General features: G+C 45.0%; 18 protein-coding genes. 11 read left to right on the top strand and 7 right to left on the bottom strand.

All coding sequences use genetic code 11. The features are described from left to right. The first annotated feature begins 65 nt into the window (after positions 1 to 65). From gltB to asnB, 3 genes are read left to right on the top strand one after another with little or no spacing between them, the layout of a single operon-like run. Complete coding sequence (gene gltB / locus OLM34_RS01170; protein WP_264404646.1) at positions 66 to 4598, top strand: glutamate synthase large subunit; 4533 nt, start codon at positions 66 to 68, stop codon at positions 4596 to 4598. 1 nt (position 4599) lies between these two features. Beyond that, positions 4600 to 6030: a glutamate synthase subunit beta gene (locus tag OLM34_RS01175; RefSeq protein WP_264404648.1), complete on the top strand. Its 1431-nt coding sequence runs from the start codon at positions 4600 to 4602 to the stop codon at positions 6028 to 6030. Positions 6031 to 6042: 12 nt separating this feature from the next. Then, entirely contained in the window at positions 6043 to 7743 is a 1701-nt protein-coding gene (asnB, locus tag OLM34_RS01180) for an asparagine synthase B (RefSeq protein WP_264404650.1), read from the top strand. 817 nt (positions 7744 to 8560) lie between these two features. On the opposite strand, the gene OLM34_RS01185 is transcribed toward asnB, so the two are convergent. Next, complete coding sequence (locus OLM34_RS01185; protein WP_264404652.1) at positions 8561 to 9442, bottom strand: alpha/beta hydrolase; 882 nt, start codon at positions 9440 to 9442, stop codon at positions 8561 to 8563. Positions 9443 to 9687: 245 nt separating this feature from the next. Between OLM34_RS01185 and OLM34_RS01190 the strand changes: the two genes are divergently transcribed. From OLM34_RS01190 to typA, 3 genes are all read left to right on the top strand, one after another. Then, positions 9688 to 10026 (top strand): hypothetical protein, encoded by a 339-nt coding sequence (locus tag OLM34_RS01190; protein ID WP_264404653.1) that lies wholly within the window; start codon positions 9688 to 9690, stop codon positions 10024 to 10026. A 162-nt stretch (positions 10027 to 10188) separates the two neighbouring features. Beyond that, on the top strand, positions 10189 to 10680 hold the full coding sequence (locus OLM34_RS01195; protein WP_264404654.1) for a BON domain-containing protein: 492 nt from the start codon (positions 10189 to 10191) through the stop codon (positions 10678 to 10680). 126 nt (positions 10681 to 10806) lie between these two features. After that, positions 10807 to 12609, top strand: a complete 1803-nt coding sequence (gene typA, locus OLM34_RS01200; RefSeq protein ID WP_264404656.1) for a translational GTPase TypA — start codon at positions 10807 to 10809, stop codon at positions 12607 to 12609. A 60-nt stretch (positions 12610 to 12669) separates the two neighbouring features. On the opposite strand, the gene folE is transcribed toward typA, so the two are convergent. The 5 genes from folE to OLM34_RS01225 form a co-directional block, all read right to left on the bottom strand. Next, positions 12670 to 13266 carry a GTP cyclohydrolase I FolE gene (gene folE / locus OLM34_RS01205; protein ID WP_264404658.1) on the bottom strand — a complete coding sequence of 199 codons (597 nt, stop codon included), beginning with the start codon at positions 13264 to 13266 and terminating at the stop codon, positions 12670 to 12672. A 27-nt stretch (positions 13267 to 13293) separates the two neighbouring features. Beyond that, positions 13294 to 13743, bottom strand: a complete 450-nt coding sequence (locus tag OLM34_RS01210) for an SPOR domain-containing protein (protein ID WP_264404659.1) — start codon at positions 13741 to 13743, stop codon at positions 13294 to 13296. Between the two features lie 139 nt (positions 13744 to 13882). After that, positions 13883 to 14638, bottom strand: a complete 756-nt coding sequence (gene tpiA / locus OLM34_RS01215; protein ID WP_264404660.1) for a triose-phosphate isomerase — start codon at positions 14636 to 14638, stop codon at positions 13883 to 13885. A gap of 30 nt (positions 14639 to 14668) precedes the next feature. Beyond that, positions 14669 to 15967: a BT_3928 family protein gene (locus tag OLM34_RS01220; RefSeq protein WP_264404662.1), complete on the bottom strand. Its 1299-nt coding sequence runs from the start codon at positions 15965 to 15967 to the stop codon at positions 14669 to 14671. Continuing rightward, positions 15930 to 16514 (bottom strand): DUF1599 domain-containing protein, encoded by a 585-nt coding sequence (locus tag OLM34_RS01225; RefSeq protein WP_264404663.1) that lies wholly within the window; start codon positions 16512 to 16514, stop codon positions 15930 to 15932. The genes OLM34_RS01220 and OLM34_RS01225 overlap by 38 nt, the downstream gene beginning before the upstream one ends. Before the next feature lie 314 nt (positions 16515 to 16828). Here OLM34_RS01225 and OLM34_RS01230 point away from each other — a divergent pair, with 314 nt between their 5' ends. From OLM34_RS01230 to OLM34_RS01250, 5 genes are all read left to right on the top strand, one after another. Further along, on the top strand, positions 16829 to 18898 hold the full coding sequence (locus OLM34_RS01230; RefSeq protein WP_264404665.1) for a dipeptidyl peptidase 3: 2070 nt from the start codon (positions 16829 to 16831) through the stop codon (positions 18896 to 18898). Between the two features lie 4 nt (positions 18899 to 18902). Then, positions 18903 to 20198, top strand: a complete 1296-nt coding sequence (locus tag OLM34_RS01235; RefSeq protein ID WP_264404667.1) for a bifunctional folylpolyglutamate synthase/dihydrofolate synthase — start codon at positions 18903 to 18905, stop codon at positions 20196 to 20198. Positions 20199 to 20394: 196 nt separating this feature from the next. Further along, positions 20395 to 21189: a thymidylate synthase gene (locus tag OLM34_RS01240; RefSeq protein ID WP_264404669.1), complete on the top strand. Its 795-nt coding sequence runs from the start codon at positions 20395 to 20397 to the stop codon at positions 21187 to 21189. Between the two features lie 146 nt (positions 21190 to 21335). Beyond that, entirely contained in the window at positions 21336 to 21872 is a 537-nt protein-coding gene (locus OLM34_RS01245; RefSeq protein ID WP_264404670.1) for a dihydrofolate reductase, read from the top strand. A 12-nt stretch (positions 21873 to 21884) separates the two neighbouring features. Further along, positions 21885 to 24926 (top strand): golvesin C-terminal-like domain-containing protein, encoded by a 3042-nt coding sequence (locus OLM34_RS01250; protein ID WP_264404672.1) that lies wholly within the window; start codon positions 21885 to 21887, stop codon positions 24924 to 24926. A gap of 18 nt (positions 24927 to 24944) precedes the next feature. Here OLM34_RS01250 and OLM34_RS01255 read toward each other — a convergent pair whose 3' ends face one another. Next, positions 24945 to 25577: a cytidylate kinase-like family protein gene (locus OLM34_RS01255; RefSeq protein WP_264404674.1), complete on the bottom strand. Its 633-nt coding sequence runs from the start codon at positions 25575 to 25577 to the stop codon at positions 24945 to 24947. Between the last annotated feature and the right edge of the window lie 25 nt (positions 25578 to 25602).

Below are 25602 nucleotides of genomic sequence, written 5' to 3' on the forward strand. Positions count from 1 at the left end.
TTTTCGGAATAGTGGGTAAGTGATTATCCACTATTTTTAACAAAGATATAATGAGGAATAAAAATATGAAAGAAAATAATGCAGCCCGGCGTATCTCCCAATTCGAAAAAGAATCGCTCTACTCATTTCAGCATGAACATGATGCTTGCGGGGTAGGATTGGTGATGAGCCTGAACGGTGAAAAGTCGCACGAAATTGTAGAAAAAGGACTTCGTGTATTGGAAAATATGGTTCACCGCGGAGCCGAAAGTGCCGATAACGCTACCGGCGACGGTGCAGGTATAATGGTACAAATACCTCACGAATTTATTCTTTTGCAAGGAATTGCCGTTCCAACGGAAGGGAGATACGGCACCGGATTAGTCTTTCTTCCCAAAGAAGAAGGGAAACAACAATTCTGCTTAAACGTAATCAAAGAAAAAGTGGAAGAAGAAGGACTGATCCTGCTGCATGTTCGTGATGTTCCCGTGAACAGCGATTGCATCGGGGAAATTGCACGATCTGAAGAACCTGCCATAAAACAGCTTTTTATAACCGGATTTGCCCTTTCCGACGATCCGGAAAGAAAATTATATATCGTTCGAAAAAAAATCGAAAAAAATATAATGCAGTCTGAGATTGGAAAAGAACGGAATTTCTACATTGTAAGCCTCTCAAACAAACAAATGGTTTATAAAGGAATGCTTTCCTCTTTACAATTGCGCCGTTATTTTCCCGATCTCAGCAATGAAAATTTCTCGAGTCGACTGGCAATGGTACATTCTCGATTCAGTACCAACACTTTCCCTACCTGGGATTTGGCACAACCTTTCCGCATGTTGGCTCATAATGGCGAAATCAATACCATCCGCGGAAACCGTCAGTGGATGGAAAGTCGAGAGGGGGTACTCCAATCCGATATATTGGGTGATATGAAAGCACTCTATCCTGTCATACAACCCGGAATGAGCGATAGTGCCTCCATCGACAATACCCTGGAATTCCTGGTAAGGTCGGGAAAAACACTTCCGCATGCCATGGCAATGCTCGTTCCGGAAAGCTTCAACGACAAAAACCCGATATCCGACGGCGTAAAAGCATTCTACGAATATCATAGCATGCTGATGGAACCGTGGGATGGTCCTGCTGCCCTTCTCTTCAGCGACGGACGTTATGCCGGCGGAATGCTCGACCGCAACGGATTGCGCCCTGCCAGGTACACCGTCACCTATGACGACACCATGATCATTGCTTCAGAAACGGGAACTATCGAAATTGAAGCTGCCAACATTAAAGCCCGTGGCCGATTGAAGCCCGGCAAAATGATCCTCGTGGATACCTTCAGCGGAAAGATTTTTTCCGATCAGGAATTGAAAGAGGAACTGGCAAATGCATTTCCTTACCGGGAATGGCTAAACAAAAACTGTATCAATCTGGATACGATTTCCTCGGGGAGAAGTGTAAATAACGACATAAATAACTACGAAACACTCCTTACAGCTTTTGGCTATTCTGTAGAAGATATAGAGAAAATAATTATACCGATGGCCAACGAGGCGAAAGAGCCCACATCCTCTATGGGGAACGATGCTGAACTCCCGGCCTTTTCCGAAAAGCCCCAACGCCTCTTCAACTACTTCAGGCAACAGTTTGCGCAAGTGACCAATCCCCCCATCGACCCCATTCGCGAAGAATTGGTTATGTCGCTGACAGGATACATCGGCTGCACACACCAAAATTTACTGGAACCGATTCCCGAATTGTCCAAAATCATAAAGATAAAAAGTCCCCTATTAACCAATACTCAATTCGACATTCTTCTTAACCTGCAATATAAGGGATTTTCAGCAGCCGTTTTACCTATGCTTTTCGATCCGAAAAGTGGTGCCGAAGGACTGAAAAAAGCCATCGATGATCTCTGCATTGCAGTAGAGAAAGCTGTGGATGAAGGGAAAAATTATATTGTGTTGAGCGATCGCGGTGTCGATGCCGATCACGCACCTATTCCCTCGCTGCTGGCCACCTCTGCCGTTCATTTGTACCTGGTGGAAAAGCGCAAACGCATGCAGATCGATATTGTGGTAGAAAGTGCCGAACCACGCGAAGTCATGCATTTTGCCTTGCTGTTTGGTTTTGGTGCAAATGCAGTGAATCCCTACCTGGCCTTTGCCATCCTCAATCGTAAAGTAAAAGCGGGAGAAATTCAACTCGATTTTTCGGCGGCGAAAAATAATTACATTAAAGCCATCAACAAGGGATTGCTAAAGATACTTTCGAAAATGGGTAATTCGACGTTGAGAAGTTACCGCGGTGCTCATATTTTCGAAGCGCTCGGGATCTCGTCTAACGTACTCGATACGTACTTCAAAGGCGTTTCTTCCAAAACTGAAGGGATAGACATGGAAGACATCGTTGCCGAAGTGCTGCAACCTTTCAATGATGCTTTCGATCCAAGTAACAACGAAAGTTTTCATTTAAAGAATCTCGGAATTTATTCCTATCGCGTCAACGGCATGTATCATGCATGGAATCCGGAAACCATTGCAAAACTCAGACTGGCAACGCGAAAAAACGATTATAAGTTATACAAAGAATATGCTCGGATGGCCGATAACAAACCTGTACCAACTTTCATTCGCGATTTACTGGACTATAAAAGAAATCCTATCGATATTTCGGAAGTGGAACCGGTAGAAAACATCATGAAACGATTCTGTACAGGAGCCATGTCTTTCGGCTCTATCAGTCGCGAAGCACATGAATCGTTGGCTATAGCCATGAATCTTATCGGGGGAAGAAGTAATACAGGAGAAGGAGGCGAAGATCCTGAACGTTTTAAACCGCGGGAAGACGGTCTAAGTACGCGCAGTGCCATCAAACAGGTCGCTTCGGGACGTTTCGGCGTCACTACCGAATATTTGGTGAATGCCGATGAAATTCAAATTAAAATTGCCCAAGGGGCTAAACCGGGAGAAGGAGGACAATTGCCCGGATATAAGGTGGATAAAATTATTGCCAAAACACGGCATTCCATTCCCGGCATTTCATTGATTTCTCCTCCTCCCCATCATGACATTTACTCTATCGAGGACCTGGCTCAACTGATCTTCGACTTGAAAAATGTAAACCCCCAAGCAATCATTAGCGTAAAGCTTGTTTCCGAAACAGGGGTAGGCACTATTGCTGCCGGCGTGGCCAAAGCCAAAGCCGACTTGATTCTGATTAGTGGAGCTGAAGGAGGAACCGGCGCCAGTCCAGCAAGTTCCATTAAACATGCGGGAATGCCTATGGAAATCGGTTTGGCGGAAACGCAACAAACGCTGGTAATGAACAATCTGCGCGGTGTAGTCAAATTGCAAACCGACGGACAACTGAAAACAGGACGCGATATAATTATTGCAACCCTGCTAGGGGCCGAAGAATACGGTTTTGCCACAAGTGCCCTTATTGTATTAGGTTGCGTTATCATGCGCAAATGTCATATAAATACCTGTCCGGTTGGAATTGCTACCCAAGACGAAAAACTGCGCGAAAAGTTTGCCGGGGAATATCAATATCTGGTCAACTTTTTCCGCTTTCTGGCCGAAGACGTACGCGAGCACTTGGCACAATTGGGCTTCAAAACAATAGACGAGATTATCGGTCGCTCCGATCTGCTGCTCCGCAAACATCTACCGGAATTTCCCAAAACCGAAAAGATCGATCTATCACGAATCACTTATTTTCCCGAAGAATCCCGTCATTTTGCCATCCGCAAAACAACCGATCAGGATCATAAAACGGAACATGTTCTCGATGAAGAACTTATCCGTAAATCCAAGCCTGCTCTTGACCTCATCGCACCGCTAGGACTCAAATTAAAAATCAGGAATACAGACAGAGCTACAGGAACCATGCTTTCGGGTGAAATTGCCAAGCGATACGGTGAAATCGGATTGCCGGAAGATATGATATCGGTTTTCTTCGATGGATCTGCAGGACAAAGTTTCGGAGCCTTTCTGGCAAAAGGAGTAACGTTTTACCTGAATGGCGATTCCAACGATTATTTGGGAAAAGGTCTTTCCGGAGGAAAAATTATCGTAAAACCTCCAAAAGGGAGTACTTTCTCGCCCGAAGAAAATATTATTTGTGGAAACACATTGCTCTATGGTGCCACTTCCGGTGAAGTCTATATCAATGGTGTAGCAGGTGAACGTTTTTGTGTACGCAACTCCGGGGCCATTGCCGTGGTGGAAGGTACGGGCGATCATTGCTGCGAATACATGACGGGAGGTCGCGCCGTTATTCTTGGCCCGACAGGGAGAAACTTTGCTGCCGGAATGAGTGGCGGCATTGCTTACGTCCTCGACGAAAAAGGCGATTTCGACTATTTCTGCAATATGGAAATGGTAGAACTCTCGCTGATTGAAGAAACGGGAGACGAAAAAGCGCTTTATCATCTCATCAGCAATCATTATAATTATACCGAAAGTCCTTTGGCAAAGCGCATATTGGACAATTGGGAAGAATATGTAAAAAAATTTATCAAAGTAACACCGATTGAATACAAAAAAGTACTGCACGAAGAAAAAATGGCAGAACTCAATCGCAAACTCGAAAACATAGAAAGGGACTATTAAAATGGGAAATCCAAAAGCATTTTTAACTATACCCCGTAAGGAAGCAGGTTATCGCCCTATTCTGGAAAGAATTCACGACTTTGGAGAAGTAGAACAGACCTTAAACCGGGAAGACCGCAAACTACAGGCTTCCCGCTGCATGGATTGCGGCATTCCTTTCTGCCATTGGGCATGTCCCTTGGGAAACAGAATGCCCGAATGGCAAGATCTGATTTACAAAAACGAATGGGAAAAAGCAATCGACGTGCTTTACGAAACCAATAATTTTCCCGAATTTACCGGAAGAGTATGCCCGGCCCCTTGCGAGAAATCGTGTGTACTTTCTCTTCATGAAGCTCCCGTAACCATTCGCGAAAATGAAGCAGCTGTTGCAGAAGTAGCGTTTGAAGAAGGTCTCATCAAACCCCGTCCACCCAAATACCGTACCGGCAAAAAAGTGGCCGTTATAGGCTCAGGACCGGCCGGTCTGGCTGCAGCACAACAATTGAACCGCAACGGACATCAGGTTACGGTTTTCGAAAAAGATCGCCATATTGGCGGTCTCCTGCGTTACGGCATTCCGAATTTTAAACTGGAAAAAAGCGTCATCGACCGCCGTATCCGGCTACTGAAAGAAGAAGGTCTTGTTTTTAAAACCGATACACAAATAGGTAAAGACATTTCCGACGCTCGAATCATAACCGAATACGATGCCGTATGCGTTGCCATTGGTGCAGGACAACCTCGGGACATCAAAATAGAAGGACGAGATCTGAAAGGTATTTACTCTGCCATGGATTTTCTTTCTCAACAAAATCGGTTGTTGATGGAGGAAATGCCCGCATCCATCGAAAGAATATCGGCAAAAGACAAACAGGTATTGGTTATCGGCGGCGGGGACACCGGTTCGGACTGCGTGGGAACGGCCATTCGACAGGGAGCGCTGAAAGTGACCCAAATCGAGATTCTGCCCAAACCACCGGAAGGGAAAAATCCCGACACCCCGTGGCCATATTATCCCTACGTACTTAAAACATCGAGTTCTCACGAAGAAGGATGTGATCGACGTTGGTCGTTGAATACCCTTGCCTTTAAAGGGGAAAGCGGTAATGTTTGTCAAGTGTTGGTAGAAGAAGTGGACTGGAAAAAAGACGACACTGGGAGAATGATCATGATCCCGACGGGCAAGACGTATACTATTGAGGCGGAACTGGTACTGTTGGCACTCGGTTTTGTTCATCCGGTTCATGACGGATTGCTCGATGAATTGGGTATCGAATACGATCAAAGAGGCAATATCGCCGTCGACAGAAATTGCCAAAGCAGCGTTCCCAACGTTTTTGCTGCCGGTGATGCTGCAACAGGAGCAAGTCTCGTAGTCAGAGCCATTGCTTCAGGCCGTAAAACCGCCGACGAAATACATAAAATCCTTATGGGTAAAACATGCAAATAATATTTCAAAAGTATGTGTGGAATCGTTTGTACTTTCAATATCAAAAGTCCTGCAGAGGAACTTAGGCCTCAACTGCTGCAAATGTCGAAAAAACTACGTCACCGCGGACCCGATTGGTCGGGAATTTTCACTAGCGATAACGCCATTCTGGCACATGAACGGCTTGCCATTGTTGACCCTCAATCGGGAAAACAACCGTTGTACAGCAAAGACGGGAAACTGGTTCTTGCTGTCAATGGCGAAATATACAACCATCGCGAAATCCGGAAACGCTACGAAGGGAAATATGAATTTCTTACTCACTCGGATTGCGAAGTAATCCTGGCCTTATATCGCGATAAAGGTCCCCATTTCATGGAAGATTTAAATGGCATTTTCGCTTTTGCTCTTTACGACACCGAAAACAATCGTTTTATGATTGGACGCGACCATATCGGAATCGTTCCGCTCTATCAGGGATGGGATAAGGATGGCGCGTATTACGTGGCATCCGAACTGAAGGCACTGGAAGGATACTGTATCCGATTTGAGGAATTTCCACCCGGACAATATTATTATAGCCCTGATGGTCAACCTACCCAATGGTATGTGCGCGACTGGATGGAATATGAAAACGTCAAAAATAATCCTTCCGACATAGAAACTCTTCGTGAAGCACTGGAAAAAGCAGTGGAACGTCAACTCATGTCTGATGTTCCTTATGGGGTATTGCTGTCAGGCGGACTCGATTCTTCCATCATTTCTGCTATTGCAAAAAAATATGCTCCAAAACGTATTGAAACGGATAACAAAGAAGATGCGTGGTGGCCTCAACTCCATTCGTTTTCCATAGGTCTGGAAGGATCTCCCGACCTTGCTGCCGCTCGTATTGTAGCCAAACACATCGGTTCCATTCATCACGAAATTACGTATACGGTGCAAGAGGGATTGGACGCCATCCGCGATGTCATCTACCATATCGAAACCTATGATGTAACTACCGTTCGCGCCAGCACTCCCATGTATCTTCTGGGGCGTTTCATTAAATCCATGGGTGTCAAAATGGTACTCTCAGGTGAAGGTGCCGACGAAATTTTTGGCGGTTACCTTTATTTCCACAAAGCACCCAATGCCGAAGAATTTCACAAGGAGACCGTACGTAAACTGAGCACACTACATCAGTACGACTGCCTTAGAGCCAACAAATCACTGGCGGCTTGGGGTGTGGAAGGAAGAGTACCTTTCCTCGATAAAGAATTTATCGATGTTGCCATGCGGCTTAATCCCAAAGATAAAATGCCAGGTAATGGAAAAATGGAAAAGCACATCCTCAGAAAAGCATTTGAGAACTATTTGCCGAAAGAAATAGTTTGGCGTCAAAAAGAACAATTTTCCGATGGTGTGGGTTACAATTGGATTGATGTCTTGAAAGCCATAGCCGACAAAGAAGTAACCGATGAACAAATGGCTCACGTCGAATCGCGTTTCCCTATTCATCCACCACTTACAAAAGAAGAATATCTCTATCGAAGTATTTTTTCGGAATTTTTCTCTTCCGATTCCGCCGCCTCGTGTGTTCCATCTGTACCTTCGGTTGCCTGCAGTTCTCCCATTGCCCTGGAATGGGATGAATCATTCAAAAAACAAGTCGATCCATCCGGTCGGGCTGTAAGCGGCATCCATGGACATGATTTCTCAAAGAAAAATTCAGAAAATGAAAAACGTTTGCTCTGACACTCTTGTTACTTCATTTTCAAGCCATAGAGATGTTATTTGCATACACCTAGACCACAGGATAAAGTAATCGGAATGCAGACGCATTGGGGTAGGCAAGATTGATCGGATTCATGGGATTCACAGATTCATGAAAGATACAGAAACAGAGGGGGATATGTAACGATCGCGGTTCATGGGGTTTACCGACGGATAAAAGAGATATCGAAGCTCGCAGGGCGCAGATGTAAGGTTTTGTAGACGCAAGTGTAGGAAGTGTAGGAAGTGTAGGAAAGTTAGATCCGGAGCGGGTTTTAGCCACATAAGAGAGCGTAGGAAAGTGTAGGAAAGTGTAGGATTTAAATAAGAAACTATTTATCCATCCATAACGGGAATGTTGGTTACCTTTCGGACAAATATAGCGTATGCCGGAACGCCTTACTGCTTCCGGAAAATGTTTTTCTATTTAGAGCGTGTTTTAAAAAATTAACGTTATATTTGTTGTGGTATTAGTAAAATCGTTCGTTTTTCATTGAAATTAATGGGAAAACGAAGAAGTCATCAACAAAACAATGAACAAAAGACTTATGACCATACAGAACGACCTTGACATAAAAACTCTCGAAAACTGGTTGTGGGAGGCAGCCTGCATAATTCGTGGATTGTTAAAGTGACAAGTCATTTGCTCTAATCCGTTTCCTTTGAATTTAAGTAAATGTGAAGAACAAACCCATCTCGACAAATACGTAAAAACAAAGAGATTTCGCTCAGCAGATAAAAACCGGGAATGATTAAATCATATTACCAAATTGGACTGCGAAAATCACCCTCACAGTCGTCAAAAGGTTGCCAGCCAGGAGCGCAATTCCGTCAGCATCTCGATGTGGTATTTGAACGATTCACGGATGCCCCAGCCGTGACCGCCGCTCGGATAAATATATAGAGCCGCGGGAATGCCCTGCTGCTGCAGTGCCAGGTAGTATTTCACGGAATTAACGGGCTTTACTCCCCTGTCATCATCGGATAAAGCAATGAAAGCGCGCGGAGTGGATGAATCGACCTGCAATTCGTTGCTATACGACTTTTCCATCTCCTCCGTCGGATTTTCTCCCAGCAAATTCAGGCGCGAACCGCTGTGGGTTTCCTCCTTGTTCATGGTGATGACCGGATAAAACAGGATCTGAAAAGCCGGTCGCAATTCTGCCGGTGCATGGGTTGCCACCGTCGAAGCCAGGTGTCCTCCGGCCGATGAGCCCATAATCCCGATACAATCGGGGTCTATGTTCCATTCGCCGGCATGTGCTTTGGTCAGACGCAAGGCTTCACAGGCATCGGAAAACGGCACTTCGTGATTGCCGTTGGGCATGCGGTATTTGAGTACCACCACGGCAATACCCAGATTATTGAAAAAAGGAGCCCAGTCGTGTCCTTCGTGATTCATGGCCAAATTGGCATATCCTCCTCCGGGGCACACAACTACCGCTTTTGCAGGTCGGATTGCTTTGGGAAGATATACCGTAATGCACGGCTTGAAGTTATACTTTGCATCATCGTATCCCTGCGCTTCCATGCCGTTGGAATTGGGCAATCCTTTTTCCCATAGATCGATGGTGAAAGGCGATTTGGGTACCGCTGCCGTTTTTTCCTGTGAACGGACTGTGGGGCACACAACAAACATAATCAGTAAAAACAAGACGCCGGTCGAATAAAATGTTTTCATCTCACTTTGAAAATTATAACGTTACGCATTATTTTCTTAGGCTTTCTTTCGATTTCCCGATTGGTAAAGCAGCATATCTACGCTTTCCGTAGTAACCATACAGCCGTAGTTCACTGATGAATATGCGCAACCCACCCGTTAAAGGAAGCTGAAAAAAGCCTAAAAAGTTTGTCGGCGAAAGGTACGAAATTTATCGATAATTGCTAACTTTGACCGGGGAAAAAATCACCGGACTATCCGACAAAATGAAAATTATCTATTCGACGCTGCTGCCGGTCAAAGGGTTTCGTGCCATCAATCTTTTCGGTATCGTTTTCGCCCGAAAAGATCAGCCGCAACTCGATGAACATATCATCAACCATGAATCCATTCATACCCGGCAAATGCTGGAGTTGGGCATCATCGGTTTTTATCTTTGGTATGTGATAGAATGGCTTATCCGTTGGATACAATACAAAGACCGGTATCAAGGCTACCGAAATATCGGTTTCGAACGCGAAGCCTATGCCAACGACAACGACTTTTCCTATCCGAAAAAAAGGCGGATGTTTACTTTTATCGGCTACCTGAAAAAACCGGTTTGATTATTTTCAGCCCTTTCTTCGAAAAATAAGAAAAATGTTTTAATATTATTTAGCCGGTTAAAACATAATTTATGTATGCTGATCGAACATTTCCATCCTCATGTATGTTTATAAAATTGATATCGTTTAAATATAAGTGTTTTATCTCTAATCAAAAAAGTTATGAAAGCAGTAAAATTAATTTCATTGTTAACGTTTGTGCTGGTTCTAGGAACGAGCATAACTTCATGCAAGCAAGTGAGTGATGCCGATCTTCAGGCTCAAATTCAACAGGCATTGGCAACAAATCCCGATGCCGCAAATGTTTCTGTAACAGTGACCGACAAAGTTGCTACGCTGACAGGTACTGTTAAAGATGATGCTACAAAAGCTGCGATTGACAGCATTGTAGGTACAGTGAAAAATATCAAATCGGTAGTAAACAACGTGGAAGTAGTTCCTCCTGCTCCGGATTACTCCGAGCTTGATAAAACTATCGAAGCCAGTCTGCCCGAGATATTGATAACTTATCCCAAGCTGACGGCCAGTGTGAAAGACGGTGTGGTAACCCTTGAAGGAGAGGCTAAAAAACAAGCCGATATTGACAGCGTGATGAAGAAAATTCAAGAACTGAATCCTGTTCAAATTGTAAACAACGCCACCGTAAAGAAATAAAAGATTAGGCATTAAAACACAAAAAAATGAAATTTTAAAAAGCTTCTGTTCACCGCAGAAGCTTTTTTATTAGTATTTTTCCTTCAAAATGCGTAACTTTGCACGCTCAAAAAAAAAAATCGTTAGATGCAAGATATTCGCAATATAGCCATAATCGCTCACGTCGATCATGGCAAAACCACCCTGGTGGACAAAATGCTTTTGGCAGGACACCTTTTCCGCAACAACCAACCCACTCAAGATTTAATTCTCGACAATAACGATTTGGAACGTGAACGCGGAATCACCATCCTGTCCAAAAATGTGTCCATCCGCTATAACAATACGAAGATTAATATTATAGACACTCCGGGACACGCCGACTTTGGAGGTGAAGTGGAGCGTGTACTTAACATGGCCGACGGTTGCCTGCTTGTGGTGGATGCATTTGAAGGCCCCATGCCTCAAACCCGTTTCGTACTGCAAAAAGCACTCGAAATCGGCCTCAAACCCATACTGGTTATCAATAAAGTGGACAAGCCCAATTGCCGCCCCGAAGAGGTGCAGGAAGCCGTCTTCGACTTGATGTTTAATTTGGGTGCCACCAACGATCAGCTCGATTTCCCCACGATATACGGCTCGGCAAAACAGGGATGGATGTCGGACGACTGGAAAAAACCTTCAACCAACATTACTCCCCTGCTCGATGCCATCGTCAAATACATTCCGGCTCCGAAAATGCGAAAAGGCACGCCGCAACTGCTCATTACTTCACTCGATTATTCCAATTACGTGGGGAGAATAGCCATTGGCCGCCTGCATCGGGGTACGTTGAGCCCGAACGTCGATTATGCACTGTGCAAACGCGACGGTACTATCGTGAAAACCCGAATCAAAGAACTGAATGTCTTTGAAGGACTCGATCGGGTAAAAGTGGATGAGGTGTCATCGGGCGATATTTGTGCCTTGGTGGGTATCGAAGAGTTCGAAATCGGCGATACGATTACCGACTTGGAAAATCCCGAACCCCTTGATCCGATTGCCGTTGACGAACCCACCATGTCGATGCTCTTCACCATCAACAATTCGCCGTTTTTTGGTCAGGACGGAAAATACATCACCTCACGACACATCTACGAACGGTTGGTGCGCGAGTTGGACAAAAATCTGGCCATGCGGTTGGAAGAAACCGACAGTTCCGATTCGTGGATTGTGTACGGACGGGGGGTGTTGCACTTGTCGATATTGATCGAAACCATGCGACGCGAAGGTTATGAATTTCAGGTTGGACAGCCACGCGTCATCATTAAAAAAATTGGAGGCGAAGATTATGAACCGGTTGAACAGCTCACCATCAATCTTCCCGAAGAATATGCCAGCAAGATCATCGATATTGTAACGCGCCGCAAAGGCGAATTGCTTTCCATGGAAAACAAGAACGGCCGAATGCACATGGAATTCAGCATCCCGTCGAGAGGAATCATCGGCTTAAACAACATCGTTCTCACCCTTTCGGCCGGCGAAGCCGTCATGGCTCACCGTTTTCTGGAATTTCAACCCTGGAGAGGGCCCATCGAAAAACGGCAAAACGGATCGATTATTGCCGGCGAATCGGGCAACGCATATGCATATGCGTTGGATAAACTGCAGGACAGGGGGCGTTTTTTCATCGAACCGCAAACCGAAGTTTATGCAGGTCAGGTAGTGGGCGAACACAACAAAGAGGGCGACTTGGTGGTGAATGTAACCAAATCGAAAAAACTCACCAACGTGCGCGCGTCGGGAACCGACGATAAGGCCCAACTGGCTCCTCCGGTTATTTTCAGCCTCGAAGAAGCGCTGGAATATATCAAGGAAGACGAGTACGTGGAGGTGACCCCCAAAGCGATGCGTATCCGAAAAATCATTCTCGACGAAACCGAGCGAAAACGACTGGCGAAAAAAGCATAAGGCGTGAAGCCGACAAAAGCGGGTGAAAAGACATTGTGAGACCCCCTTCAAAAGAGTTTCTTAAAAGAGGGGACTTTTCTTGATGAGATTGATGAATTCTTCCCGTGTTTTCTGTTGATTGAAAACTCCGGTGAAATCGGAAGTGGTGGTAATGGAATTTTGTTTTTCTACTCCGCGCATCTGCATGCACATGTGTTTTGCTTCAATGACCACCATTACACCCAGCGGATTCAGGGTGTTCTGAATGCATTCCTTAATTTGTGTGGTTAATCGTTCCTGCACCTGCAACCGGCGGGCATATACCTCAACTACGCGAACAATTTTACTTAAACCGGTGACGTATCCGTTGGGGATATAAGCCACATGGGCTTTCCCGAAAAAAGGGAGCAAATGGTGTTCGCAAAGCGAAAACAGATCGATGTCTTTCACAATGACCATCTGACGGTATTTTTCTTTAAACAGCGCGCCGCGCAACATTTCTTCGGGATCTTCTGCATACCCTTTGGTCAAATATTGCAAGGCTTCGGCTACCCGTTCGGGGGTCTTTAGCAAACCTTCGCGGTTTACATCTTCACCCAATAACGCGATCACCTCTTTTACGTGATCCGAAATAAGAAGTGCTTGACTTTTTTTTTCTGTGGTTTCAATAATAGACATACTGTCTGACTTAGTTTTGTGCATTTATTAATTGACGGGTTGATCAACCGGTATTTTCACCTCATCCGGTACAATATACATTTCTTTCCCAAACGAAGGGAAAACCTTGCGCATTTCGTTTAAGACCTCTTCGGCCTCTTCTCTTGTTCTGAAATTGCCCACACGCAAGCGCCAAAAAGGCGACTCGAAGATGATCACCGTCTCCAACTCGGGAAACGCCTGGTTGATGAGAGCTTGTTTTCGGTAAGCTTCATTCTTGGAAGTCCGCTGATCGTTACCGGCAAAGGCTTGTATCTTATAGCCTCGCATTTTCACATAGGGAACGGTTCCGGGATCGGCATAAACCGGCAGTTTCGGCGTAATAGGCCGACCAACAATTCCTTTGATGGCTTCATCTTCGAAGATGGTTACACGACCTTTACCCGGATAATAGGTATTCAGTTCGTCGATGATGCTTTTTGTTTCTTGTGCATTCATCCATGAAGTTGAAACACAACAAAAGAGCAAAAAATAAAACAGCTTTTTCATCATTGATTCGTGTGCAAAAAAGAATAGGCAAAATTAGGGAAATACCACAGATTAACCCACTAATCTGTGGTAAAATTCCCTAATGCGCTTAAAAAGCTTCGATAATAGGCATGAACTTATCTACGCTTAACGAAGCTCCGCCAATAAGACCGCCATCTACGTCGGGATTGGCAAAAAGTTCCTTTGCATTGGATGCATTGCAACTGCCGCCATACAAAACGGAGAGGTCTTCGGCCGTATCCTTACCGTATTTGTCGGCTACGGTTTTGCGGATGAAGGCGTGCATCTCCTGTGCCTGTGCTGCCGTTGCGGTCTTACCGGTGCCGATAGCCCAAACGGGTTCATAGGCAAGAATCAGTTTGCCGAAATCTTCTTTCGAAAGGTTGAACAACGACTGTTCGATTTGCGATTTCACTACCTCGAAATGCTTGTCGGCTTCGCGTTCTGCCAACACTTCTCCGATACAGAAAATGGGCGTCAGGCCGTTAGCAAGTGCCAACAATACTTTTTCTTTGAGAATTTCGGGCGTTTCGTGGTAATAGGTGCGGCGTTCGCTGTGACCGATAATCACATATTTTGCTCCCGTAGATGCAACCATTTTTGCTGAAACTTCACCGGTATAGGCTCCTTCGGGTTTATCGGCACAATTTTGTGCTGATACGCCGATTTTTTCGGTATCGATTGCGTTTACCACGCTTGCCAGATGAATAAACGGCGGTGCAATGATGACATCGCAATTAACAGTTTTGTTCTTTAAGGCCTCGTTGAGTTCGGTTGCCAATGCTACCCCTTCCTGAAGGGTTTTGTTCATCTTCCAGTTTCCTGCTACAATGTTTTTTCTCATAACGTTACAAATTTTATATAAATAATTACTTTAATCATTTGTTTGGGTTTGGCTGCGCATATCTGCCCATTTGATAAGCCCCAGCGGCACAAGAAACAGCAAAGCCGTAATCCCAACTGTCAAAAACTCGTGTTGTCTTCTATCGACTGTTTTCCCGATTTCGACCCGGTTGATGAGGGCTGTCAGTTCTTTCTCAGAAGGAAGGGAACGGCTGCTCCATTTGCCGATAATTGTCCCGTCTTTCAACAGCACGACTCCCGGATTGGATCGGATCATTGTTTTCAGCATCCGCTCGTCGGCATGACAGAAAGTAAATCCGCTTCGGTGCAGGCGTTCCCACTCCGCAATTGCATCGATGGACGATGCGGTGAGACAGTACACCGGATAGTGATACTTTTCGGCATAATCGGTCAGAACCTTCAATCGGGATAATTCGCCCGAGCGAATATCCGGAAGCGCGTATGCAATCACCAGAAAAGAATACGACGGATCGGACAGTATCTTTTCCGTAATATCCGCTCCTTCAATATAGCTGCTATTTGCTTCATCATAAACCAGCTCCACAATGGAAAAATCTTCAACCTCGGGCTTCTTCCCTTTTTTCACCAATCGGGTTTTTATCTCCACAAACGTCCATGTGGAATCGTTCCAAGGATAATTTTCTTCCGTAAATGCTTGCTTGATCCCCCCTTTCTCATAGATGAATATATTTTTGTATTGATCGGCTTCGGCAGGATCGATCTTCATTTTATCGGGTATATGGGTTCCGATTTTATAAGGTCGAAAATCGACCACAGGCAAATTCATCACATTATAAACAGCAAAAGCCACTCCGAAAAATGCCGTGAAAAGGGTAGCTGCCCAGGCTGTTTTTGAACTTAAAAGGGGAGTTATTTCATTATAATAGATCACCGTTAAAACAGCACATGCCGACAGTACGATATTTTTGTAAAACGTTGCCCAATTGCCGATGACAACTGCATCACCAAAACATCCGCAATCTTCAACGGGATTTTTTATCGCGATCCACAACGTAAAAGGGGTCATGACCAGCATAAACAGCAAAAAAAGACGGGTAACGGTTTTCCGATAAATGCCCAACAAAAGGCATACGCCCAACAGAAATTCGACCACCGGAAGCAGGATAGCGGCAGGCAGCGATAACGGGAACCATTCGGGAAGCCCAAAAGCAATCAGGTAATCCTGTATTTTGTATTCGAACCCGCGAGGGTCTACCATCTTCACGAAACCCGAGAAGACAAACGTTGCTCCCAGAATGATACGGGATAACTCAATCAGTATCTTGATGTAGCGATCCTTCCGTTTCATTTTCTTCTTCGCCGAAGTGCAATTTGATGAGTGCAAAAATTGCATAATTTACGATATCCATGTAATTGGCGTCAATGCCTTCAGATACCAATGTCTTGCCCTGATGACTTTCGATTTCCTTGATGCGATAGATTTTCATCAGGATCAGATCGGTATACGAACTCACGCGCATATTGCGCCACGCCTCGTCGTAATCGTGATTCTTGGCAATCATGAGTTCCTTCGTTTTGGCAATGAATTTGTCGTATAGCCGTAATGCTTCTTCAGGAGTGATATCGACCGTATCGGAATAACCCAATTCAAGTTGAATGAGGCCGATAATGCCGTAATTCACAATTCCGATGAATTCGGGGAAAATACCTTCTCCTATGCGACTTTCTTTTTTGGTTTCCAATGAACGGATGCGGTTTGCTTTTATAAAAATCTGATCCGTAACCGATTCGGGACGTAAAATCCGCCACGATGCGCCATAATCCTGCAATTTTTTACGGAAAATATCGCGACAAATTGCAACGACTTCATCAAATTGCTTATTCGTAACATCCATTCAAGTAGAGGTATAAATCTTTTTGTGTTTAATTAAGAAAACAAAGGTAGAGAAAAAAAACAAAAGCTACAAAAACTCCTACTGCCGCCACCATGTTCTCCGGTTTTTCTTACCCGGCATATCCTCCTCATCTTTCAGTGCCTTATCTTTCGCTGCATTGCCAATTGACATGTGCCTTACAAACAAAACTGAATCAAAGCCTGTATGACTCGATGAATTTTCCCGCCATTGCTCTTTCGTTATCCGAAAAAAAGAAAAACAGGACAATGTTTCGAATCGTTTTTTGTAGCTTTGCACAACAAAACCCAATAAAGATGAAAAAAGTTGTTATTATGCTGACATCCTTTGTTCTGCTGGCTGCTTGTTCCGGCTGTGGGAAAACGAATGAAAAAAAATCGACAACTGCCGACGACGGCATCGATTCAACTTTTCAATATAGAGTCGACCGTTTCGCCGACATTGAAATACTGCGATATCCCGTACCGGGATTCAACAGGTTGTCGTTGCAGCAGAAAGAGCTGATTTATTATCTTTCACAGGCAGCCATCGAAGGACGAGACATCCTTTACGACCAACACAATAAATACAACCTGGCCATACGTCGGGTTTTGGAAGGGGTTTACGAAAATTATATGGGAGACAAATCGACCGAAGATTGGAAAAATCTGGAAACCTATCTCAAACAAATATGGATGGCCAACGGTATCCATCATCATTATTCCGAAGACAAAATCATGCCGAAATTTTCGAAGGAATATTTTGTATCGGTAGTAAAATCGGTCGATCCCGGACGGATGCCTTTCCGCGACGGTATGGCTGCCGATGAGCTGCTGAATACGATTCTTCCCGTCATGTTTGATCCCGACGTAATGCCCAAACGGGTAAACCAGCAACCGGGGGTCGATCTGGTGAAAACTTCCGCAGTGAACTTTTACGAAGGGGTCACCCAACAACAGGTGGAAGATTTCTACAACGCTATGAAAGACCCTAACGACAGCACGCCTGTCTCCTATGGATTGAACAGCAAAGTGGTGATGAAAGACGGAAAAGTTACCGAAGAAGTGTATAAAATAGGCGGTCTTTACGGTAAAGCCATCGAACGTATCGTGGGTTGGCTGGAAAAAGCGGCCGGTGTTGCGGAAAACGAGCAACAGAAAGAAGTAATCCATACATTGATTGAATATTACCGAACGGGCGATTTAAGAAAATTCGACGAATATTCCATCAAGTGGGTGCAAGACGTAAACTCGCGGGTGGATTTCGTGAACGGTTTCATCGAGACCTATACCGATCCGCTGGGCATGAAGGGGACATGGGAATCCATTGTCAATTTCAAGAACGAAGAAGCTACCAAACGCACCGAGATCATCAGCGCCAATGCACAATGGTTTGAGGACAACTCGCCGGTCGACCCCCGGTTTAAAAAAGAAAAAGTTAAGGGAGTATCGGCTAAGGTGATCACGGCGGCCATGCTGGGCGGCGACTGCTATCCGGCAACTCCCATCGGGATCAACCTGCCCAACTCCAACTGGATCAGACGTGACTACGGATCAAAGTCGGTGACCATTGAAAACATTACGGATGCCTATGACAAAGCAGCCGAAGGAAATGGTTTTAACGAAGAGTTTATGTGGAGCGAAGAAGAAATCGAACGCGACAAAAAATACGGTTCGCTCACCGATAAACTGCATACCGATTTGCACGAATGTCTTGGACACGGATCGGGGAAAATGCTGCCGGGTGTCCACGATGGCGCACTCAAAGAGTATGAATCGACCATTGAAGAAGCGCGCGCCGACTTGTTCGGGTTGTATTACCTTGCCGATCCCAAACTGATCGAGCTGGGCCTCCTCCCCGACTCTACTGCCTATAAAGCCCAATATTACAGTTACTTGATGAACGGTCTGATGACACAGCTCACCCGCATACAGCCGGGGAAAAACATCGAAGAGGCGCACATGCGCAACCGCCAGCTCATTGCACGTTATGTGTATGAGCAGAGTAAAGCCGACAAGGCTGTTGAGATGAAACAACGCGACGGGAAAACCTTCGTGGTGGTCAACGATTACGGGAAAATTCGTGAGCGATTCGGTCAATTGTTGTCCGAAATCCAGCGCATCAAATCGACCGGCGATTACCAGGCGGCCAAAAAAATGGTGGAAACCTATGCCGTGAAAGTAGACCCTGCTCTTCACAAAGAGGTACTTGCCCGTTATGAAGCATTGAATCTTGCTCCATATAAAGGTTTTGTAAATCTGGTTTACAAACTCGTTACCGATAAAAACGGGAAAGTAACGGATGTCACCATTTCGTACGACGAAAATTATGTGGAGCAAAACTTACGCTATTCGCGAGAATATTCGGTATTGCCGTTGTGGAACTAAACAAATGAACTACGAGGAAACACTTCAATATCTCTACAACCAACTGCCCGAATATCAACGCATTGGACATGCAGCATATAAGGAAGGGCTGGACAACAGCCTGGCGCTCGATGCTTATTTCGATCATCCGCATCAGAAATACAAAACCATTCATATAGGTGGCACCAACGGAAAGGGGTCAACTTCGCACTTGCTTGCTGCTATCTTGCAACAGGCGGGTTATAAAGTGGGGTTATATACCTCTCCTCACCTGGTTGACTTTCGCGAACGCATCCGCGTGAACGGGAAAATGATCGATAAGGCATATGTGGTGGATTTTGTGGAAAAATACAGGGAAGCATTTGAACCCATTCACCCTTCATTTTTTGAGTTGACGATGGAAATGGGGTTCCTGTATTTTGCCGAACAGAAGGTGGATGTTGCCGTAATTGAAGTCGGCCTTGGCGGACGATTGGACAGCACCAACATCATCTCGCCCGATTTAGCCGTCATTACTAATATCGGACTCGAACATACGCAATATCTGGGAAATACCCTGCCCAAAATAGCCGGCGAAAAAGCCGGCATCATCAAACCCTACACGTCGGTGGTGATCGGGGAAATCGAAGACGAAGACGTCCGCCGGGTTTTTGTGGAAAAAGCCGCTGCTCAACATGCACCCATCGTTTTTGCCGAAAACCACATCAACGGATTCAATTCGCAAAAAACCCCATCGGGATGGACTTTTCAATGCAAAGCCTATCCCGACCTCATTGACGAATTGGGGGGATTTGTGCAGGAAAAAAACGCCAAAACCGTGTTGACTGCCGTTGAAGAGCTTCAAAAAATGGGATATCGTATCCCCAAAGATGCTGTTTACGATGGTTTTGCACATGTAGTGGAATTAACCGGATTGATGGGTCGGTGGCAAAAGATACAGGATAGACCGACAATTGTTTGCGATACCGGGCATAATGCCCACGGAATACGCTATATCGGCAACCAATTGGAATCGGAAAAATACGACCGACTGCATATCGTCTTCGGCGTGGTAAAAGACAAGGATCTTCAGGCTATATTGCCACTGTTACCTAAAAATGCCGAGTATTACTTTACAAAACCTTCAGTGGAAAGGGCACTCGATGAAAAAATACTGGCTAAAGAAGCAGCAAATTACGGGTTGCAGGGTACAACCTTCCGGAACGTGGCGGAAGCGGTACACGCAGCAAGAAAAAAGGCAACAGAAAACGATTTTATTTTTATCGGTGGCAGTTCTTTTGTAGTGGCAGACGCGTTGCCTCTTTTTATGAACCCATCCTAAAGTCTTTTCATCTTGTCTTATAGCACCAAAATAGGAATAATTCCCAAATGAATTTTTGCAGAGCAGTAGATAAATTGAAAATTATCCTGTAAATTTGTCCTGAATGTGCGATTTCCGAATCGGCATTCCTGCTACAGAAATACAATAGCCGGCACATTTTTTGACAACATACAGTAACTCTTTTTTAGAAAGCATAATGAAACAGTATTTGGATTTACTTCAACGTGTACTCGATGAAGGTGTAAAAAAGGAAGACCGGACCGGAACCGGAACCATCAGCATTTTCGGCCATCAGAGTCGCTACAAAATGAGCGACGGATTCCCCCTTCTTACCACCAAAAAATTGCACTTGAAATCCATCATTTACGAACTTCTCTGGTTTTTAAATGGCGACACAAACGTAAAATATTTGCAGGACCACGGCGTGCGTATCTGGAACGAATGGGCAGACGAAAATGGCGATCTCGGTCCTATTTACGGGCATCAATGGCGTTCGTGGCCTGACTACAACGGCGGGCACATCGACCAAATTGCGGAAGCGGTGGATATGATTAAGCATCACCCCGATTCGCGGCGGATCATTGTCAGCTCGTGGAACGTGGCCGATTTGCCCAAGATGAGCCTCCCTCCCTGTCATACGCTTTTTCAATTTTATGTTGCCGACGGTAAACTGAGCCTGCAACTTTACCAACGCAGTGCCGATATTTTTCTGGGTGTTCCCTTTAACATTGCCTCTTATGCCTTGCTGTTGAAAATGATGGCACAGGTAACGGGGTTGCAGGAAGGCGATTTTGTTCACACGATGGGCGATGCCCACATTTATCTGAACCATTTGGAGCAAGTAAAATTGCAACTCACGCGCGAGCCTCGCCCCTTGCCCAAGATGATCATCAATCCCGATGTAAACGATATTTTCGGTTTTAAATACGAAGACTTCGAACTTGTCGATTATCATCCCTATCCGCACATCAAAGGGGAAGTTTCGGTTTAGCCGTATTTCAATGTCGATTTCCTGAAAATTGATCGGTGCTATTCGATTAAAAGGATCAAGCGGTAAAAGATTAGCACTTCAAAAGAAAATTACCTAATTTTATCCGCATAATAATTCGCTCGATCACTGATTTTAAAACGTGAAGAATGCAAAATAAGCATACAACCAAGAGAAATGAATTCTCCGGCGAAATTGCCGTTATCGTTGCCACAGATGAAAATAATGCCATCGGCAAAAAAGGCAATTTGCTCTGCCATCTACCCAATGATCTGAAACATTTCAAACAAATTACGGAACATCACACGGTGGTGATGGGACGAAAAACCTTTGAATCGTTGCCCAAAGGTGCGTTGCCCAACCGCAAAAATATCGTCTTGACTTCACAAAAGCATGCCGAATTTACCAATTGCATCGTGTGTCATTCCCTCGACGAAGTGTGGCAGCATTGCGAAAACGAAGATAAGGTTTTTTTTATCGGCGGAGAACAAATCTACCGACAAATCATCGACAGGGCAAACACGTTGTACCTTACGCGCATTCATCATACCTTTGACGATGCCGATACTTTTTTCCCTGTTATCGACCCGGACGATTGGACACTCGTTGAAGAAAAAAAACAGGATGCCGACGAAAAACATCCTTTTAACTATACTTTTTTTACGTATATCCGTAACGACAAATAAAATGCCCATCCCATGACAAAAAAATCTGCCTTTTTATTTCTTGCCCTGTTGACCGTTTTATCTCCTGTTTTTTCTCAGGAAATGGTAAATGAAAAGCTAAAAAAAAACCTCAATACCTGTCTCTCCCATATTTATGAAGAAACGTTGCTGAGGCCGGGAAAAGTGACAGTTGACAGCATAGCGATGAATAAACGCAAAAAAACAATCGAATTGTATACCAACTTGTCGCTTTCCTACTTACCGATGCGTGAAAATACCGTCAGCCTTATTTACGACAGCATTCGATTTTACTTGCCACAAGAACAAAAAAAATACCGAATAAAAGTGTTCTCCGACCGGCAGGAAATCGGCGAACTGGTGCCTAACCTCTATCGCGAAAACATTCCCAGGGATAAAGACCGAATCATTGCTCACCGTGTAAAAAAACCGCTAATAACCAAGTTGTCGGCACCGGTGACAACTTTCGATAAAGGATTGACAAACAATCATATTGCTTTATGGCCGAGCCATGGTTATTACTACGAACAAAAACTCGGCAGGTGGGAATGGCAGCGTGCCCGCATTTTTCAAACGGTAGAAGATCTCTATACACAAAGCTATGTGGTACCTTTCCTTGTCCCGATGCTGGAAAACGCTGGAGCAAACGTGCTGCTTCCACGTGAACGCGACTATAACAAGCATGAAATAATCATGGACAACAACGGGAGTTCACCGGCTTCACTTTATACAGAAACCAATGGGAAAGAACATTGGTTGCCTGCCGATTCTGCCGGTTTTGCCAATTCCAAAACCCGGTATCTCGACGGAGAAAATCCTTTTAAGATGGGTACGGCACGAAAAGTTAAAACCGTCTCGCGCGGAAACGAAAGCTTCGCTATATGGACACCCGATATTCCCGAAAAAGGCACGTATGGGGTTTATATCTCCTATCAAACCGTGAAAAAAAGTACCGAAGATGCGCTATATTCGGTTTATCATGCGGGAGGTCGGACGGATTTCCTCATTAATCAACAAATGGGTGGAGGTACATGGATTTTCTTGGGTTACTTTCCCTTCGACAAAGGATCGGATCATAAAATCACCCTCAGCAATCGCAGCAAACATGCCGGACGTATTGTCACCGCCGATGCAGTGAAAATTGGCGGAGGGATGGGAAACATTGCCCGATTGCCTCATCCCGAAGGATATGAAAAAGAAAATGTGAAAAGTTCGGAGAGTATTACCGTTAAAGAAACAGCGCGCCCCAACATACCCTTCACACCCGAAGTAAGCGGATATCCCCGCTACGCCGAAGGTTCGCGCTATTGGCTGCAATGGGCAGGTATGCCGGACAGCATCTATAATCGAAGTGAAAGCAAAAACGATTATACCGACGACTACCAAAGTCGGGGTTATTGGGTAAATTATCTTGCCGGTGGTTCATCTGCTCTTCCCAAGGCCAAAGGTCTGCATATCCCCATCGATTTGGCTTTTGCATTTCACAGCGATGCAGGAACGTTTTGGGGCGATACGATTGTAGGTACACTGGGGATTTACATGACGCACTACAATAACGAAAAATTTGAGAACGGACGTTCCCGTTGGGCATCGCGCGATCTAACGGAACTTGTAATGGAGGAAATCGTGAGCGACATTCGCCGGGAATTTGAGCCGGATTGGACACGCCGCCATATGTGGAATCGCTCGTACAGCGAAGCTCGTGTGCCCAACGTGCCCACCATGCTGTTGGAACTGCTTTCGCACCAAAACTTTGCCGATATGCGTTACGGGCTCGACCCGACTTTTCGTTTTACCGTCAGTCGTGCCATTTACAAAGGCATGCTCAAATTCATCGCTTCGCAATACAATCGGCCTTATGTAGTACAACCCTTGCCCGTGAAAGATTTTAGCGCAATATTTAGCGGCGAAACCGAGGTGGAACTGAAATGGCAACCTAGAACTGATCCGGCGGAACCCTCTGCGATGCCTGCAAAATACATCGTTTATACCCGTATCGATGATGGCGGCTTCGACAATGGCAGAATGGTTACCCAAAACACCTGCAAAATCGGCATCGAAAAAGATAAAATATACAGCTTCAACGTAACCGCTGTTAATGACGGAGGCGAAAGTTTTCCTTCGGAAATTCTGTCGGTTTGCCGCAAATCCGATGAAAAAGGCGTAACCCTCATCGTAAACGGATTCACACGAATTTCTGCACCTTTTAGTTTCACGACAAGCGATAGCATTGCCGGATTTGCAGGTCGGATAGATAACGGGGTGCCCTACCTTTCGGAACACCAATTTATCGGGCACATGCACGAATATCGGCGTGCCATACCCTGGATGGACGATGATGCCGCCGGATTTGGCGACAGCGATGCCAACTATGAAACAACGGAAATTGCGGGGAACACATTCGATTATCCTTTCCTTCACGGACAGTCATTTGCAGCAGCAGGTCAGTCGTTTGTATCGTGTGCGTCAAGCGCGGTGGAAAACGAATCGGTCCATCTCTCCGATTACAAAATGGTGGACTGGATATTGGGCAAACAACGCGAATGGAGTGTGGCGCGCGGAGCTATGTCGCCTCAATTCAAAACGTTTTCCAAAACGCAACAAAAACAGATTACCGATTATTGTCAAAACGGAGGTAATATAATAGTAAGTGGTGCATTCGCAGGAACCGATTTATGGGATAATCCTTATGCCGATAAAGCCGATCGCAGTTGGGCGCAAAACACCTTGAAATACCGATGGCGCAACAACTACGGTGGAGTTACGGGAAGCATTAAGGCGGTTGCTTCGCCTTTTCCGTCAATAAAAGGGAACTATGCGTATTACAACGAGTTGAACAGCGAATCGTACGTCGTGGAAAATCCGGATGCCATTGAGCCTGCAGATGAGAATGCATTTACCGTTTTCCGATATTCGGAAAATAATTTGAGTGCGGGCATCGTGTATAAAGGCGAAAAATACAGCACATGCATCCTGGGGTTCCCCATCGAATCGGTAAAACAACAAGACAAACGGGATGAATTGGTCAAAAACATCCTTACCGCAATGGAAAGGTAAAAGAGAAGGAGCAGGGAACTATAAAGGTCCCAATTTTTCTTCGGCAAAACGACGGACGAATGCCACGGTTTTTTCGATACCGAGAACCGATGAATTCATACATAAATGATAAGATTCGGCCACACCCCACTTCTTATCGGTATAATAATTATAGTAACCGGCTCTTTTTTTATCCATCTTCTTTATATAAGCAAGGGCTTTATCCCGTGAGGTCAAATGGTAAGTTTCACTCACCCGCTTTATCCGATCTTCGATATCGGCCGTAATGAAAATATTCACGGCACGAGGGTGATCCTTCAGTACGTAATCGGCACAACGTCCGATAAAAATGCACGATTGTTTCTCTGCCAATTCCCGAATAACATCGCTCTGGATTTTAAATAAGGTCTCATTACAGAGATAGCTCTCGTTGGGATAAATCTCATCCACGGAAGAATTTCGCAAACCAAAAAAACCACCGAAGATGCTGTGCGTCTTCTTTTCGTCCATCTGTTCGAAAAATTCCTTACTCAAACCACTTTCCTTTGAGGCAAGCTCAATAAGTTCCTTATCGTATAAAGGAATGCCCAGCTGTCGCGACAACTCTTCGCCAATCAAATGACCACCGCTGCCGAGTTGGCGACCGATATTGATTACAAATTTTTCACTCATATATCGTATTCTCCCTTGAATTCAT

It is taken from the genome of Anaerorudis cellulosivorans, from assembly GCF_025943985.1.
GTDB lineage: Bacteria > Bacteroidota > Bacteroidia > Bacteroidales > Dysgonomonadaceae > Anaerorudis > Anaerorudis cellulosivorans.